The organism is Bifidobacterium leontopitheci, assembly GCF_009193355.1.
In the GTDB taxonomy this organism is placed as follows: domain Bacteria; phylum Actinomycetota; class Actinomycetes; order Actinomycetales; family Bifidobacteriaceae; genus Bifidobacterium; species Bifidobacterium leontopitheci.
Genome location: NZ_WBVT01000044.1, coordinates 1 through 17631, shown reverse-complemented (window position 1 = coordinate 17631; position 17631 = coordinate 1). Strand labels below are relative to the sequence as shown.

The 17631-nt window shown below is 64.5% G+C and carries 9 protein-coding genes; 5 read left to right on the top strand and 4 right to left on the bottom strand.

Translation table 11 applies throughout. The features are described from left to right. The first annotated feature begins 366 nt into the window (after nucleotides 1–366). The 4 genes from F7D09_RS09975 (at nucleotide 367) to F7D09_RS09960 (ending at nucleotide 10833) form a co-directional block, all read left to right on the top strand. Entirely contained in the window at nucleotides 367–5895 is a 5529-nt protein-coding gene (locus F7D09_RS09975; RefSeq protein WP_193312441.1) for a YPDG domain-containing protein, read from the top strand. Between the two features lie 464 nt (nucleotides 5896–6359). Next, complete coding sequence (locus F7D09_RS09970; RefSeq protein ID WP_152235345.1) at nucleotides 6360–6866, top strand: MarR family winged helix-turn-helix transcriptional regulator; 507 nt, start codon at nucleotides 6360–6362, stop codon at nucleotides 6864–6866. A gap of 146 nt (nucleotides 6867–7012) precedes the next feature. Beyond that, nucleotides 7013–8821, top strand: a complete 1809-nt coding sequence (locus F7D09_RS09965; RefSeq protein WP_226836253.1) for an ABC transporter ATP-binding protein — start codon at nucleotides 7013–7015, stop codon at nucleotides 8819–8821. After that, the gene (locus F7D09_RS09960) at nucleotides 8818–10833 is read left to right on the top strand and encodes an ABC transporter ATP-binding protein (RefSeq protein ID WP_152235343.1); all 2016 of its coding nucleotides are present in this window, start codon (nucleotides 8818–8820) and stop codon (nucleotides 10831–10833) included. Before F7D09_RS09965 ends, F7D09_RS09960 begins: the two co-directional genes overlap by 4 nt. A 546-nt stretch (nucleotides 10834–11379) precedes the next feature. Here F7D09_RS09960 and F7D09_RS09955 read toward each other — a convergent pair. The 4 genes from F7D09_RS09955 to F7D09_RS09940 all read right to left on the bottom strand — a co-directional run bounded on the left by F7D09_RS09955 (nucleotide 11380) and on the right by F7D09_RS09940 (nucleotide 15897). Beyond that, a complete protein-coding gene (locus F7D09_RS09955) occupies nucleotides 11380–12147 on the bottom strand; it encodes a hypothetical protein (protein WP_152235342.1) in 768 nt (255 codons plus the stop codon). A gap of 19 nt (nucleotides 12148–12166) precedes the next feature. Next, nucleotides 12167–13831, bottom strand: coding sequence for a hypothetical protein (locus tag F7D09_RS09950; RefSeq protein ID WP_152235341.1), 1665 nt, complete (start codon nucleotides 13829–13831; stop codon nucleotides 12167–12169). Nucleotides 13832–13978: 147 nt separating this feature from the next. Beyond that, nucleotides 13979–14512 (bottom strand): hypothetical protein, encoded by a 534-nt coding sequence (locus tag F7D09_RS09945; protein WP_152235340.1) that lies wholly within the window; start codon nucleotides 14510–14512, stop codon nucleotides 13979–13981. After that, on the bottom strand, nucleotides 14512–15897 hold the full coding sequence (locus F7D09_RS09940; RefSeq protein ID WP_152235339.1) for a competence protein CoiA family protein: 1386 nt from the start codon (nucleotides 15895–15897) through the stop codon (nucleotides 14512–14514). Before F7D09_RS09940 ends, F7D09_RS09945 begins: the two co-directional genes overlap by 1 nt. Nucleotides 15898–16042: 145 nt before the next feature. Between F7D09_RS09940 and F7D09_RS09935 the strand changes: the two genes are divergently transcribed. Then, nucleotides 16043–16912, top strand: a complete 870-nt coding sequence (locus F7D09_RS09935; RefSeq protein ID WP_152235338.1) for an aldo/keto reductase — start codon at nucleotides 16043–16045, stop codon at nucleotides 16910–16912. Nucleotides 16913–17631 lie beyond the last annotated feature (719 nt).

Sequence of the window (17631 nt, the reverse complement as noted above, 5' to 3'; positions counted from 1 at the left end):
CACTGGCACTGCTACCCTTGACCATGGAGGCTCCTTCGCTAGAACGGATAGGTTTAAGGCACCACCCATTCTGCCTAGAAGCCTCTCGTCATATCAACCCACCCATCAAAACAACAAACACGGTCGTGCGGCGCGGCAACGTTGCCGTGGCGCACGGACGTCGGTATACTGGTGTATTTGTAAAGTCTCTTTACATATTGGCGATGCGGCAAGTCCGTGACGCTGCGGACGGTGCGGCCCGTTGACCCCGACAAAGACGATGCCAACCACCGAACACCCCGTGGCATCCCGGAAAAGCCGGACCGCCGGCATGTTCCCCCGCGACGATGAGTGGAGGGGACTCACGTAACAGAAGTAAGGACAGACATGAAACCTCATGTGGGATCACGGCTGATCGCGGCGATGGCGGCGCTTGGCACGGCGTTCGCGTTCGCGGCGCCCGCCGCGGCGCTCGCGGCCGACGACGCCACCGACACGTCGAAGGGGACGACCTACTACGTGTCGTCCACCAAGGGCGACGACGCCAACGCCGGCACCGACAAGGACCATCCGTGGAAGACGCTGAACAAGGTCAACGCCATCGCCACCGACCTTGAGCCGGGCGACTCGGTGCTGCTGGAACGCGGCTCCACGTTCAACAACCAGTACCTGCACATCAAGGACACGTCCGGCACCCCGGACGCGCCCATCACCATCGCCGACTACGGCGACGCCTCCGCCGACAAGCCGGTCATCGCCGCCAACGGCGTCAAGGGCAGCCAGTGGTACCAGGACTACCGCGGCAACGCAGGAAACCACCTGACGCGAGGGACCGTCTCCACCACCGTGCTGCTTAAGGATGTCTCCTACATCACGGTGAAGAACCTCGAGATCACCAACGACGACCCCGACGTCTACGACCCGATCGACACCTGGCAGTGGACCGACACCGCCGACTCCGACGGCACCAAGCTTGACCGTTCCGCGAACCGCATGGACCGCACCGGCGTCGCCGGCATCGCGGAGAACGGCACCACGATGAGCCACGTGACGCTCGACGGCCTCAACATCCACGACGTGGACGGCAACCTCTACAACAAGCACATGGCCAACGGCGGCATCTACTTCATGGCGCACTACGCGCGCGAGAACAAGACCGCGGCCGACAACACGTGGCTGCAGAACCACATCTCCCGGTTCGACCACATCACCATCAAGAACAACGTCGTCAAGGACGTGGATCGCTGGGGCATCGCCGTCGGCTACACCACGTACCTGAACTTCATCGACGCTGACATCAACGCCAACCAGGGCAATGGCGAGATTGCCGACGACCTGATTGCCAAGTACGGCCAGACCAACGTGACCATCGAGAACAACTACGTCAAGGGCGCGGGCGGCGACGCCATCACCCTCATGTACTGCGACCGCCCGGTCATCCAGTACAACGTCGGCGACAGCGTCTCCAAGCACATCAACACCGCCGACTACACGCAGGCGCCGCTCAACAACACCGGCGTGACCAGGGTAGGATACGGCCGCGTGGCCGCGGGCATCTGGCCGTGGCGGTGCAAGGACCCGGTGTTCCAGTACAACGAGATGTACAACAACCTCAACGCCACCCACGGCAACGGCGACGGCCAGGCATGGGACGCCGACTACGGCGACGGCACGCTCTACCAGTACAACTACTCGTACGGCAACTCGTTCGCCTCGCTGATGATCTGCAACTGGTACGCGGTCAACACCACGTTCCGCTACAACATCTCGCAGAACGACCGTCAGGGCGTGTTCGACCTGCCGAGCAACGGCCCGGGCAACCACATCTACAACAACACCGCGTACATCGGCGAGGATAGCCGCGTGCTGACCGGCCGTTCCAACGCACAGGCGCAGTTCGAGAACAACATCTTCATCAACGCGACCGAGGCGAAGAAGACCGAGACCTGGAACATCGGCAGCTACAACGGCGGCCAGACCTACGACAACAACCTGTACGTCAACTACGCGAACACCCCGGCCTCCGACAAGAACGCGAAGACCGCAGACAGCGTCTCCGACGTGCTGGCCGACGCCGGTAAGGCCCCGACCGCCCCGCAGGCGAGCGGCGCCATCTACGACCGCACCGCCGCCGACAACAAGTTCGCCGGTTACGCGCCGAAGGCCGGCTCCGTGGCTATCAACAACGGCAAGGTCATCAGCGACATGAACGACTACGCTGTGACCAACGACTTCCTCGGCAACGCGATCAAGGGCAAGCCGGACCTCGGCGCCATCGAAAGCGACGCCGACCCGTCCGCGCCCACCGAGCCGACCGGCACCGTCGACGCCTACGAGACCGGCGCCGACGGCGACACGAAGCTCGTCTACGTGCCGTTCACCGAGAAGAACCCGACCACCGTCAAGCAGCTGCGCGGCGGCGTGACCGCCGGCGAGGGCACCGTCGCCAACGTGTACCGCACCGTCGACGGCAAGCTCACCAAGCTTGAGGCCAGCGATGCCGTCAAGGACGGCGACGTGCTGCGCTTCGAGCTCGACGGCGTGGACGGCTCCAAGACCATCGACTACACGGTCAAGCAGAAGAACACGTGGAACTGGGTGAACGACTACCGTCAGGGCGGCAACGGCCCGGTCTGGCAGCCGCAGCGTCAGACCGCCGCCGACAGCGACTGGCAGACCATCACCACATACGACTCCTCGTGGCCGAACAGCGTGTACAACACGTATTATGGCGCCGGCGTCAACGGCGAGCTGAGCGGCCTCAACGGCGACCGTACGCAGACCCACGGCCTGCTCGCCGACGATCCGGCGGCCGCCGGCGGCACCGCCATGGCATGGCAGTCCCCGAAGAGCGGCACGGTCAAGCTGAGCCTCAAGGACGGCTTCACCGACAACTCCGGCAAGGCCGAACCGTACCTGCGCCAGACCGGCAACACCGGCGGCAAGGTCACGCTCTCGCTGATGAAGAACAACGACGTGATCTGCACCGCCGACCTCGCCACCTCGCTCGAGCCGTCCACCGCGTTCGCCGAGTGCGTGAAGTCGGAGAAGGGCACCATCGAGGTCGCCAAGGGCGACTGGGTGCGCATCGTCGCCGTCGCCGAGCAGGGCGCCACCAAGCCGTCCCTGTACGTCTCCCCGGTCATCGCCTACCAGGACGTGGCCGCGCCCGCCGCCAAGCAGGCCGACACCTACACGCCCGCCTACCCGGCCACCGACGCGACCGTCGGCAAGCAGGCGACCGCCGAGATCGCGTTCACCGACGCGGACGGCAAGGCCGCGACCGTCGAGGGCGTCAAGTCCTACACGGTCAAGGGTGAGGCGAACGGTATCGCGGTCGACGCGACAACCGGCGCCGCCACGCTCACGCCGACCGCCGAACAGTACGGCCAGAACGTCACCGCGACCGTCACCGTCACCTACGCCGACGACTCCACCGACGAGGCGACCGTCACGTTCACCGTCGCCAAGTCGGACGCGCAGCGTCTCAACGTGATCTACCCGACCGTCTCCGGCAACGCCGGCGTCGACCTCAAGCGCGCGCCCAAGTTCACGCTCAAGGCCGACAGCGCCGCCGCCGCGATCCCGGCCGGCACCACGTTCGCGCTCGGCTCCGACGCCCCCGCCGGCGCGAAGGTCGACGCGAAGACCGGCGTGGTCACGCTCAACAGCACGGTCGGCGGCACCATCGTCGTGCCCGTCGTCGTCACGTTCGCCGACACGAACGAGACGCTGGAGACCACCGCCACGTTCAACGTCACCGCGCCCGCCGCGCTCGGCTCCGCCAAGCTGGAAACCGGCGTCAAGGACGGCAAGAACGTGATTTACGTGCCGTTCACCGAGAAGAACCCGACCACCGTCGAGCAGCTGCTCGCCAAGGTGACCGCCGAACCGGAGACCGCCGCCAAGGCCGTCTACCGTGACGGCAAGAAGCTCGACGCCGACGCGGCCATCAAGGCCGGCGACGTGCTGCGCTTCTCCGCCGAAGGCTCCAGCGTGACCGCCGACTACACGGTCGTGCAGAAGAACGCGTGGAGCTGGGTGGACGACTTCAAGACAGCCGAAGGCGTGCTGTGGAACTCGCAGCGGCAGGACGGCGACGACTGGGCGAACGTCACCAGCTTCTCGAGCCAGTGGCCGATGTCCGTGTACAACTCGTACTACGGCGCCGGCCTGACCGGCGACCTCGCCGACCTGCCCGCCGTGGGCGGCGACCGCAGCGGCCGTCAGGGCCTGCTCATCGACGACCCGGCCGCGACCGGCGGCACCGCCATCGCATGGGCCGTGCCGAAGACCGGCAAGGTCACGGTGACGCTCGAACGCGACAACGAGCCGCAACGCCGCAACGCCGGCGCGACCGGCGACGTGACGCTCGCGCTCACCCATAATGGCGACGTGATCTGCACCACGACCATCTCCAAGGCGCAGACCAAGGACCAGGCGTTCGTCGACTGCCTCGAATCCAAGGGCACGTTCGACGTGACCGACGGCGACGTGGTCCGCCTCGTGGCCACCGCCGCCAGCGATGTGCGCTCGCCCGACCTGTACGTCTCGCCGGTCATCACGTACGTTGATGACGCCGACACGCCCGAACCGCCGGCGAAGACGCTCGCCGAGCAGTACGAGGCCGCGTATCCGGCCGAGACCGCTGCGAAGGTGGGTGAGAAGGCCTCGGCTTCCGTGACGTTCACCAAGGATGGCGCTGCGGCTGACGCTCCGGCCGGTACCACGTACGCGGTCGCCGGCGACGGTCTGGCTGTGGCTGCGGATGGTGCGGTGTCGCTGACGCCGACCGACGCGCAGGCCGGTACGACCGTGACCGGTACGGTGACCGTGACGTACTCGGACAAGTCCACGGATACCGCTGCCGTGTCGTTCAAGGTCGCCGAGAAGGACACGCCGGTGCCGCCGGCGAAGACGCTGGCCGAGCAGTATGAGGCCGCGTACCCGGCCGAGACGGCTGCGAAGGTGGGCGAGAAGTCGTCCGCCGCCGTGTCGTTCACGAAGGACGGCGAGACGGCTTCCGCTCCCGAGGGCACCGCGTACAAGGTGACCGGTGAGGGTCTGACCGTGGGCGCTGACGGTGCGGTGTCGCTGACGCCGACCGAGGCGCAGGCCGGCACCACCGTGGCCGGTACCGTGACGGTGACGTACTCCGATGGTTCCACGGACACGGCCAAGGTCGCGTTCAAGGTCGCGGAGAAGGAGACCCCGGTCCCGCCGGCGAAGACGCTGGCCGAGCAGTACGAGGCCGCGTATCCGGATAAGACGGCTGCGAAGGTTGGCGAGAAGGCCTCGGCTTCCGTGTCGTTCACGAAGGACGGTGTTGCGGCTGCGGCTCCGGCCGGTACGACGTACGCGGTCGCCGGTGACGGATTCGCCGTTGCCGCGGATGGTGCGGTGTCGCTCACGCCGACCGAGGCCGACTACGGCAAGACCCTGACCGGTATCGTGACCGTGACCTACTCGGACGGTACCACGGACACGGCGAAGGCCGTGTTCAAGGTCGCGGAGAAGGAGACCCCGGTTCCGCCGACCCCGACCCCGGACGACACCGCCAAGGACAAGCTCCAGGCCGCGGTCGACGCCGCCGGCAAGCTGAACGCCAAGGACTACACGGCCGAGACGTGGACGCCGTTCGCCAAGGCCCTCGCCGACGCGAAGAAGCTGCTCGCGAACCCGGACGCCACCGACGACCAGCTCTCCGGCGCGCTCACCACGCTCACCGCCGCGCAGGCCGCGCTCAAGACGGTCGACACCGGCAAGGGCGAGGACGGCAAGGGTGACGGCAAGACGGACGGCAAGGGCAACGGCCTGTCGAAGACCGGCTCCGAAGTGGCCGTCGTCGTCGCGGCCGGCCTGCTGCTCGCCGCCGCCGGCATCGGCCTCGCCTACACCCGCCGCAGCCGCAGCTGACTCGCTGCCCGGGGCACCCGCCCCTCGGCCCCCTCGGTGGAGGGCCGAGCCGTGGAGACTGGCCCGGACTCGGCCCCCTCGGTGGAGGGGGCTGGCACGGCCGAAGGCCGTGACTGGGGGAGCGTCACCCGGGCAGGCAATCATCGCCAATAACTGAATACCCCCCCTACACAAAGGCGGCCCTGACATCACCCCGATGTCGGGGCCGCCTTTCGTATGCCCCGACACGCCGATTGTTGCATATGCAACTGTTGTATATAGGACGTATTACTATTCCCACATGAAACAGTTGCATATGCAACAATCTCGTATGCTGCAGGCATGATTCGCTGGCCCGCCCTCGGCCCCCTCGGTGGAGGGGGCTGGCACGGCCGGAGGCCGTGACTGGGGGAGCGCCACCCGCCAGACGAATCTGCCGTCAGCCCACGAGATCGCATATGCCGATATCAACGAATGGGGGTGACATGGACAGCAGGATCCTCAGCTGGGACCTTCGCGCGCTGGTCAAGGCGTACAACCGCTACCTCAGCGAGACGATGCCCGAGGAGGCGCAGGTCGCGACCGGCGGCAACGCGCGCATCATCATGTTCCTCGCCCGCAACCGTGACGAGGCCATCTACCAGCACACCATCGAGCAGAAGTTCTGCATCACCCGCTCCACCGCGTCGCGCGTGCTCGCGCTCATGGAGAAGAACGGGCTGATCGTGCGCGTGCCGGTCGAGCATGACATGCGGCTCAAACGCATCATGCTCACCAGCAAGGCCGATTCCATCGTGAATCTGCTGCGCGAGAACGGCGAGCAGATGGAACGCTGCCTTGTCAAAGGGTTCACCGAACAGGAGCAGGCGCAACTGCTCGACTACGTGTCACGAATGCGGCGCAACATCGACGACGCCCGTGACGAACTGGAGGAAAGCACTGTCGTGAAGGTCACGAAAAGTCTGATCAAGGAGAGGGAGGAGAGCAAATGAGCGACACCACCGCAACGCAACGCGAGTCGGCTCGGCGTGAGGCGACCGACCGCGAGGCGGCCGAGACCGAAGCCGCCATCGAACGGTCCCGCAAGGCCGTGGAGCCGGCCAAGCCGAAGCATCTGTTCCGCACGCTCGGCAAGTCCATGCGCGAGTATAAGAAGGCCAGCTTCCTGGCTCCGGCGTTCGTCATCGTCGAAAGCGTGCTCGAGATCGTCATCCCGACGGTCATGGCATCGCTGATCGACCAGGGCATCACCGGCCGCAGCATGCCGGCCATCGTCAGATTCGGCCTGATCCTGCTGGTCTTCTCGCTGGTCTCGCTGGCATGCGGCTTCTTCGCCGGCAAGTACGCGGCCATCGCGTCCTCCGGTTTCGCGAAGAACCTGCGTCACGACCAGTTCGAGAAGGTGCAGGCGTTCAGCTTCACCAACATCGACCGGTTCTCCACCGGCTCGATCATCACCAGGCTCACCACCGACGTGACGAACCTGCAGATGGCGTACGGCATGATGATCCGCATGGGCGTGCGCGCCCCGATCATGGTGGTCGTCGCGTGGATCTTCTCGTTCCGCATCTCGCCGTCCATCTCGATGGTGTTCCTCGCCTGCATCCCGATCCTGGCGATCGGCCTGTGCGGGCTGGCGGTGCTCGTCCACCCCGTGTTCGAGCGCGTGTTCCACACGTATGACGCGCTCAACAACGTGGTCGACGAGAACCTGCAGGGCATCCGCGTGGTGAAGTCCTACAACCGCGAATCCTTCGAGATCAACAAGTTCGACCGCATCTCCAAGAAGATCTTCAAGGACTTCACGCTCGCCGAACGCATCATGAGCTTCAACAGCCCGATCATGATGTTCTGCATCTACGCCTCCATGATCCTCATCTCGTGGATGGGCGCGCAGCAGATCGTCGCCTCCGGCAACAACGCCGCGCTCGGCCTGACCACCGGCGACCTGACCGCGCTGGTCACGTACGCCATGCAGATCCTCATGGCCATGATGATGCTGTCGATGATCTTCGTCATGTTCATCATCTCCCAGGCGTCCGCCGAACGCATCTGCCAGGTGCTGCAGGAGGAGAGCACCGTCACCGACCCGGAGCATCCGGTGCGCGAGGTGGCCGACGGCTCCATCACGTTCGACCATGTCTCGTTCCGATATTCGGCGACCTCCGAGAAGCCGGTGCTCGACGACATCGACCTGACGATCCCGTCGGGCTCCACGGTCGGCATCGTCGGCGGCACCGGTTCGGCAAAGTCGAGCCTCGTGCAGCTCGTGCCGCGCCTGTATGACGTGTCCGCAGGCTCGCTCAAGGTCGGCGGCGTCGACGTGCGCGACTACGACCTCGAACTGCTGCGAGACCAGGTGGCCATGGTGCTGCAGAAGAACGTGCTGTTCTCCGGCACCATCGCCGAAAACCTCAGGTGGGGCAACCCGGACGCCACGGACGAGGAGATCCGCCACGCCTGCCAGCTTGCGCAGGCCGACGGCTTCATCCAGGAGTTCCCCGACAAGTACGACACGTACATCGAACAGGGCGGCACCAACGTCTCCGGCGGCCAGCGCCAGCGTCTGTGCATCGCCCGCGCGCTGCTGAAGAAGCCGAAGATCCTGATCCTGGACGACTCCACGTCGGCCGTCGACACGAAGACCGACAAGCTGATCCGCGAGGCGTTCCACCACGAGATCCCCGACACCACGAAGATCATCATCGCCCAGCGCCTCGCATCCGTCGAGGAGTCCGACATGATCCTCGTCATGGACGAAGGCCGCATCATGGCCAAGGGCACGCACGAGGAACTGCTCGCCACCTGCGACGAATACCGGTCCATCTACGAGTCGCAGACCAGGAACCAGGCGCGGCCCGAAGAGCTGGAGGCGGCCCAGGCCGCCGCAGTCGCCGCCGTGCAGGCGGACGAACAGGACGCTGCGCAGGAAGGAGAGGCGCGATGAGCGACAAGCAGAACTTCAAGAACCGCAAGCCGGGCATGGGCAAGCCGGCGCCCGGCACCACCAAGCGCATCTTCGGCTACATCATGCAATACCGGTGGCGCGTCGTCGCCATCGTCGTGTGCATCCTCGTCGCCGCCGTCGCCCAGGCCGGCTCCGCGCTGTTCCTCCAATCGCTCATCGACTCGTACATCCTGCCGATGGTCGGGCAGAAGAACCCCGACTGGAGTCCGCTGCTCGAGGCCATCACCCTCATGGGATGCCTGTACGTGGCGGGCATCGCCGCCAGCTGGGCGTGGCAGTGGATCATCGTCACCGTCGAACAGGGCACGCTCAAGAAGATCCGCGACGACATGTTCGCCCACCAGCAGCACCTGCCGATCCGCTACTTCGACACTAACGAGCACGGCGACATCATGAGCCGCTACACCAACGACACCGACACGTTGCGCCAGGCCATCAGCCAGTCGTTCCCGCAGATGTTCGCCTCGTTGATCTCCGCGCTCGCCGCCATCATCTCCATGCTGTGGCTGAGCGTGCCGATCACCGTGTTCGTGCTGCTGTTCACCGTGCTGCTGTTCTTCATCGTCAAGGTCATCGTCTCGCGCGCCGGCCGCTACTTCGTCAAGCAGCAGCAGTGGCTCGGCGACGTGAACGCGTTCGTCGAGGAGTCCGTCAACGGCCAGAAGGTCATCAAGGTCTTCAACCATGAGGAGCCCACGCAGAAGACCTTCGACGAGAAGAACGAGGAGCTGTTCGAAGCGGCCGCCGAAGCGAACACGTGGGGCAACGTCACCATGCCGGTCGTCGGCAACATGGGCTACATGCTCTACATCCTGCTCGCCATCGTCGGCGGCGCCATGGCGCTTTCCGGCGTCGGCAACTTCGGCCTGAACGGCTTCGGCCCGCTCACGCTCGGCACGCTCATCTCGCTGCTGACCCTGTCGCGCTCGTTCATCAACCCGCTCGGCCAGGTCTCCATGCAGCTCAACATGGTCATGATGGCGCTCGCCGGCGCTTCGCGCATCTTCGCGCTCATGGACGAACCGGTCGAGGCGGACGGCGGCACCGTCGAGCTTGTCAACGTGGAGCTCGGCGAGGACGGCCGCACGATGACCGAGGTCGACCATGAGACCGGCCACTGGGCGTGGAAGCGCGAGATCGGCGACGACGGCACTCGCTCGCTCAAGGCGGCCGAGAAGCTGAAGGGCGCAGCCCGCGAGGTGGCGCTCAAGGCCAAGGAGCAGGCGGTCACCTCGCCGGACGGCCGGTACACGCTGCTGCGCGGCGACGTGCGCTTCACCAACGTGACGTTCGGCTACAACCCCGACAAACCGGTGCTGCACGACATCACCTGGTTCGCCAAGCCCGGCCAGAAGATCGCGCTCGTCGGCGCGACCGGCGCCGGCAAGACCACGGTCACGAACCTCATCAACCGGTTCTACGACATCCAGGAAGGCCAGATCCTCTACGACGGCATCTCCGTGGCGAACATCCGCAAGCCCGACCTGCGCCGTTCGCTCGGCATCGTGCTGCAGGACGTGAACCTGTTCACCGGCACCGTGATGGACAACATCCGCTACGGCCGTCTGGACGCGACCGACGAGGAGTGCATCGAGGCGGCGAAGCTGGTGAACGCGGACGGCTTCATCCGCATGCTGCCGCAAGGCTACAACACGGTGCTTGAAGGCGACGGCAGCGGCCTGAGCCAGGGTCAGCGCCAGCTGATCTCCATCGCCCGCGCAGCCGTGGCCGACCCGCCCGCGCTGATCCTGGACGAGGCGACGAGCTCGATCGACACGCGCACCGAAGAGGTCGTGCAGGCCGGCATGGACGCCCTGATGAAGGGCCGCACCGTGTTCGTCATCGCACACCGCCTCTCCACCGTGCGCAACTCCGACGTGATCATGGTGCTCGACCACGGCCGCATCATCGAACGCGGCAACCACGACGAGCTCATCGCCCAGAAGGGCGAATACTATCAGCTCTACACCGGCGCCGTGGAACTCGAGTAAGATTCCCCTCCTCGCTCCCGCCAGCGGCCGAGTTCGCTCCCGCCGGCGGGAGCTGTCAGCGAAGCTGACTGAGGGTGGTATAAGGCCCGCATCTTCGATATCGAAGGTGCGGGCCTTGCCATATCTCGGCCCCTCGGTGGAAGGGGGATTGATCATGCGCGGAATGGATTTGTCCATCCTCGGCCCCCTCGGTGGAGGGGGCTGTCAGCCGTAGGCTGACTGGGGGGAGCGTCACCCGCCACAGCGGCCGTCATTTCTCGCTCCCGCTGGCGGGAGCTGTCAGCGAAGCTGACTGAGGGTGGCACCCGCCATCTCGCCCCCTCGGTGCAGGACGCTGTCGCGGCCAAAGGCCGTGACAGGGGGAGCGTCACCCGCTACAAGAATTCACAACGCCACGCACAATGAGGATGGACGCCCTTCCAGGCGGTGCCGCCGGCGAACGCGATCTCTAGAGTTTGGGCTCTAGAGCTTCATTGAGGATTCGTCAACAGGTTTCTGAAAGGGGAAGACAAGTGAAATCTCTAGAGCTTTGTCTCTAGTGCCTTATTAATCGGACTCAATACGCACCCCACCCACCAGCCTCACCACCACCGGCACATACTCCACGCGCACAATCCGGTTCCGCATGTCACCGGCAAACGCCACCGGCCATGTCAGCAGGTCAATCTGCCAACGCAAGACCGAATCCGGCGCCAAACGCGGCAGCCTGACAGCCGCGTGACGATCGTCCCTCCTCGTCAGCCTGACGCTGCCGACTCGCGTAGACAGCGTCAGGTCGTCCGTGTCAAACGGCCATCGAGAATGCCGTCGCCCGGCTCGGCCGCTCCCCAACCGGCCGCTCCCCAGCATGTCACTCACCAGCTGACCGCTCTCCGCACCACTCTCCCCAAAGCTCACGCACGCCATGCCGGACAGCGGCATTGCAGACTCCATGTCCGTCGGATCGGTCATTCCCAGCGCTACAACGCTCCCGTCCGTCAGCACCCTGTCATGTGAAACCGCGCACCGGTACAGCCCATCGCCCGTACGCACAAGGTCGCCGGCGCTCGCCAGCGTGCCCAACATGCCGGAAAGACTCTCGTCCATGTCGTCGCCGTGCTCGTACCAGTCCAGCACCTGCGGGTACAGTCCCGAAAGCTGCCTCAGCCATAGCGTGCTTTTGCGTACGATGGCGGATCTGCTCACCCCGTATGAGCCGCCGTACCCGTCGTCCAGGCAGAACGCCTGCATCCAGAACCGCAATGCGGAATACGAGATGCGGCACACGAACCGTGCATCATCCTCGCCTTGCATACGCGTGATGCCGAGGTCCATGGCCATCGCCCTCATCAGATCACCGGGCATTGCGGCTCCTGTCGATGCGGCGCAGCAGCGCAGTGGCGAATCCGGCGTGAGGCTGCCGTGCCGCGAACGTCTGCGCGGCTTCCGTGCCGAACATGGCGTAGATGTGCAATGCGATATGGGCGGACACCCATTGCTGCCCGATTTCCGGATCGCCGAACCTCGCCTCGACGGATGCAGGCAGCGTCAGCGACGACAGCGGCATGTCGCCGGGCACCAAAGGCCTGATGCTGTTCGTGAGTTTGCCTACGATGCTCTGCTGCGTCACGACGATGGGCTTGCGTCCGCTGGCTGACCGGCATAGGGTGGTCGGTTCCGTGGGCATCATGATGTACTGTTCGGTCGGCAGATAGAACACGTGGTTCCACACTTCGCTGGCGAGGAGCCGCAGATTCCCGTATGCGCCGACCGGCAGCACGAACGTGAGCTCATGCGACAGGCGTGACAGCGCAAACAGCAATCCTTCGTTCACCGTATCCATCACGTTGTCCAACACGAGTATGTCGTTGTCGTCATCGTCCAGCAGCCGTTCCAGCACAGCCGCGTCGTTCCAGTTCGCCGGTATGCTGACGTGTCTGGCCGGCAGCCCGTGCGTGGCGTACGACAACGCGTTCGCCAAGGGCGCGGCGAAAGCGGAATCCACCGCCAGCAGTCCCGTCGCGGACAGTGTCCGGCTGCACGCCTCGGCAAAGTTCAGCGGAACGGATTCGTAATCCTTGGTCGAAGCGACGCCAAGACGGTGGAGGTCCTCCGCCAAAGCGGAACGGAATCCGGTATCCGAGCGCTCTACGGGGTATGTCCGATATGCGGCAGGCCGTATGCCGGGTTCAGCGGCCTCGCTGCCATCCGGACGCTGTCGTTCGGCTGTCAAGGTCCTGACGACCGCGCGCAACCCGAGTTTCAGCGACACGTCCTCGTCGATCTGCGACAGCAGCGTCTCCCTGTCCTGCTTGATTGTCGCGAGTTCGTCGTCTTTGTGCTGCTGCAGCCGCCTGAGTGCGGCGATCTCGCTGTTTTTCTGCTGCGCGAGCCGGCTGATTTCGGATTGTGCGGACGTCGCCTGCCGGCGCAGGTCGTTGACCTTCTCCTGCAGCGGCTTGACGATGTTGCGCAGCCGGTCGTTGTCGTTCATGCGGTCCGTGACGCTGGCGTCCAGCTTGGCGAGGGTCTGCTGCTGTTGCTCCACCTGCCGTTGCAGTTCCTTCAGCCGGTTCTGCAGTTTTCGCTGCTGCTCGGTCAATGATGTCTGCAGCAGCTGCCGTTTCCGCTCGTACTCCTTGTCCAGCTCCTGCTGATGCCGCTGACCTTCCTCCTCCAGCAACGACTTGCGGCGGACGCGCTCGGCGTCGATGTCCTTGAGTGCTTCCTGACGGCACTGCTCCATGCAGCGCTTGTTGAATTTCGGATTGTTGGCCAGCGCATCCTGCACCAGCGCCGTCATGATGCCGTCGTTCGGCTTGACCATGCGGGCCACGGTGGCTCTCAGCTGCGACACCGCCGCATCGGAGACCTTCGCCCCCGTATACTCACTCAGCGGTTCGGGAGAGCGGAACGCGGTCTGCAGCCATTGCGATACCGCTGACTGTTGCCCTGCGTTGAACGCAAGACCGGCACGCGCGAAATACCAGACCACGTAGTTCTTCGCGTATTGTTCCATGGTGCGCAGCAGCACTTTACCTGCGGGCTCGGGCAGCTCGATTCCGTCGTAGAGGTATCGGGTCCTCCTGTATCCGTAAGGAGGGTACACCTCGAATTCGCGGATTGCGCTCAGCTTGATGCGATAATAGTCGGCACTCAGCGGGGCTTAGCTCTTGAGACATATGCGGCCACCACCATAGTCAAGGTAATCGCGGTCCAGCAGCGCGCAGTCGCAGGTCTTGCCGTCACTGTTGAAGGCGATCAGCACATGCTGCGTCGGATTGCCTTTGTCGTATTCCCATCCCTTGTCAAGACGTTCGGCGAGGTCACGTGGACGACTGGACCAGGGGCAGTCGATGACCTCATAGAACAGCGGTGCCGGGTCGAGAGTGTCCAGCAACTCGGCCTTTTTCGGATTGCCGGGGTTCGGCCGCCATCTGACGAACAGGAAATCGTCGCCCTTGCGTTCCATGCGCTTCAGAATGCCGGGATGGTAGAGGGTGATCGGGTCGTTCGGGTCGGAACGGCCGTCCTTTATCTCCTGTGGGGTGACCGGCCGATACACCCAACGGTATGTCTCCTTGCCGTCGGTGCCGATGCTGTAATCCATGAGCCGCAACAGGTCGGGGGTGCTTTTCGTCTCCCGGAGCGCAAACACGGATGCGTGGTTGTAATAGTCATTGAGGTTTATCCAAGCCATCAGCAGGCTCCTTCTCGGTATTGCGCGACGATGACGCTGTACGGTACGTCAACTGGACGGGGATGTTGCGGACGCTCCATGCGGCGAAGCGCGATGTCGACTCCGGTCGGCAGAGGAGCGTACGGCGGGAGCGGTGGCGGTGTTTGCGGTGATGTTTGTGGTGATGTTTGCTTGTCGGGCGGCTCGTTCTCCGAGGGCGTGACGTCGCCCTCTTCTGCAGCGGCATCATACGGATGCAGGTCCTCGGGATATCGCGGTCCCAGATACACCGTGCTCCACGGCATGCTGCTCTGCGCCTTGAAGAACACGCAATACGACTGCGACTCCTTGGTGATGACGGGATCGCTGCCGAATCCGATAAAGCCCACATCCCGTGTGCGTGCGTCATCGGGAAGGAGCCGTCGCCGTACCATCGTGTCGGGCATTGGTCCGTTGCCGGACAGGTATGGGAACCGGTATATGGGGGAGGAGTGACGGAACAACGGCTCGTCCACACCCCATGAGCGTATGCTCGGCGGCCACATCAGCTGGGCGTTGCGGTCGATGTCCGACAGACAGTAGCCGTACTGTGCCAGCCATTCGTCGATGCTGTTCTTGCGTTTGGAGTCGGAGGCGATGCTGACGGCGTACACGCCGAGATGTGCGGCGCCGCTGATGCACCCCACCTGCTCCATGCGGTCGAACCACGGACGTGCCGCGGCGACTCTCGCCTCGCGCATCACGAGATAGTACGTGCAGTCGCAGTACAACGCCGAATGATTCGGCAGACGACGTCCGCCGTTGCCGCCGAACGTGTCGGAGAAGAAGAGTATCCCGTGACTGTTCTGCGGCATGCCGACGTTGGCCTGCCATTGTTGCGGTATCTGAATACGGGATTCGAGGTCATGCAGCGGATCCGACAACGGTATGGTATGCCTTCTGGCGGCCAGCAGGTCACGCATCCGGTAGGGTTTGCCGTCCACGGTGATCGACTCGTCGGCCGGCATCTCCTGAAGCAGCGAGGAAAGACCGCGCCTGCGCAAGGCGATGTCGATGCGGAACCGGCTTGTCGTGCCCCGACTCGTTATCGTCTCTCTGCGCAGGAACATCAGCAGCGGAAGATCATCGGTGTCGTAGGCTCCGTTGCCGGCATGGTATTCGTCGCAGAGCCGTGCCCACTCATCGTTGCTGCGGTGGCTGAAATGCGGGCGCACCGTCCGCTGGATGTGCCTGGCGCGCTTGCGGTCGAACTGGCGTCCCGTGGCTCGTGCGATGACTGGGCGTGTGCAATACGGGCAGTAGAACCGTACCGAGGATGGAATCTCGCCATGAAAGCGGCCGTTGGCGTCCTCGGCGGTGACCTGTACGGCCAAAGCCATGTTCACCACCTGAATCGCCCTGTCCATGTTCCACCTCGAACCGTGCCGTATATGCCGTCGGTCGCACTTTGCCGTTGCATGTTTGCGCGACCTTCCTATGATTGTAGTAGCAGCCGCGCATCGATTGGCACCGGTCGCGACGGCGTGCGGCTACACATAGGGGGCGTGCGCAATGATTCCACGGATTCCACATGATGAGGTGACGTTGCCGGACGGCGGCTCCATGCCGCGGCTGGGCATGGGCACATGGTACCTGGGTGAGGGACGGCGCCCGCCGGAAGACGAGATCGCGGCCCTCCGCACCGGGCTCGACGCCGGAGTGCGGCTTATCGACACCGCCGAGATGTATGCGGACGGTGGCGCCGAACGGCTGATCGGCCGGGCGATCGCCGGCTACGACCGCGCCTCGCTGTTCCTGGTCTCGAAGGTCTACCCGCACAATGCCGGCCGTGCGCGCCTCCGCCGCAGCCTGGAGGCGAGCCTGCGCAGGATGGGCGTCGACTATCTTGACATGTACCTGCTGCATTGGCGTGGTTCGATCCCGCTCGCCGAGACCGTCGAGTGCATGGAGGCCGCGGTGGATGCCGGACTGATTCGCCAGTGGGGCGTCTCGAACCTGGACATGACCGACATGCGCGAGCTGATGCGCGTGGCCAATGGCTCGCATTGCTGCGTGGATCAGGTGCTGTATCATCTGGGCTCCCGCGGCATCGAGGTCGATCTGCTGCCATGGCTGCGCAAGCGGCGCATCCTGGTGATGGCCTACTGTCCGCTCGCCCAGGCCGGACGGCTGCGCGACGGCCTGCTCGACAGCGCCGTCGTGCGCGAAGTCGCGGCCGCGCACGGGTTCACGCCGATGCAGGTCCTGCTCGCGTTCGTGCTGCACCGGCCGGACGTCGTCGCCATTCCGCGGTCCGGCAACCCGCGGCACGTGCTGGAGAACGTCGCCGTGCTGTCCGATCCGCTCACCGACGACGAATACGCCGCGCTCGACCGCGCCTTCCCCGCCCCCGACCATCCGGTTCCGCTCGACATGGAATGATTGGCGGACCGTACCCGGAGCGTCCCGTTCGGGTACGGTCCGTTGGGATTTCATGACCGACCGTACTGGAACACTCCGTTCGAGTACGGTCGGTTAGGAAAAACTGACCGACCGTACTCGGGACAGCTCATTCGGATACGGTTCGTCAGGACTTCACGACGGACCGTACTCGGAGCGTCCTGTTTGGGTACGGTTCGTCATGTTCTGTCGACCGACCGTACTGGAAGGGGACTTTGCGGGTACGTTCCGTCAGGGCAGGTGACTGGCCGTACTTCTGCCGGGACGGCCTTTTCGGGGACGCGTGATGCCGGATGATGGTCAGCTGTATCATCGATGAGGCTTCCGCGGCTGCTGTGTCGCGGATCGGGCAGCGGCGTAGGTTTTTGGTCTCCTCCGTGCGGCTTCCGCTGCCGCTCATCATGCCGGTCCTGCGTGCCGAGCGTCCGTTTCCGACCTGTAGCCGTCGGCTTTTGGTCGAAAACGGACGCCACAAGCCCGATTCGTGGTCGTTTGCAACAAGCAGCCCGCCTTTCTTGGTCGAAAACGGACGCTACGGGGCCGGTTTGCGTCCGTTTTCGACCAATACGGCAGCCGGGCCAGTCGAAAACGAACGCCGGGCGCCCTCCAACCCCGGGTTTCTCCCCATTCCGACCCCCATCGTCATCGCTGACGCAGTCCCTCGTTTATAGGTTTTTATATTCTTTTATATTCTTTTATAT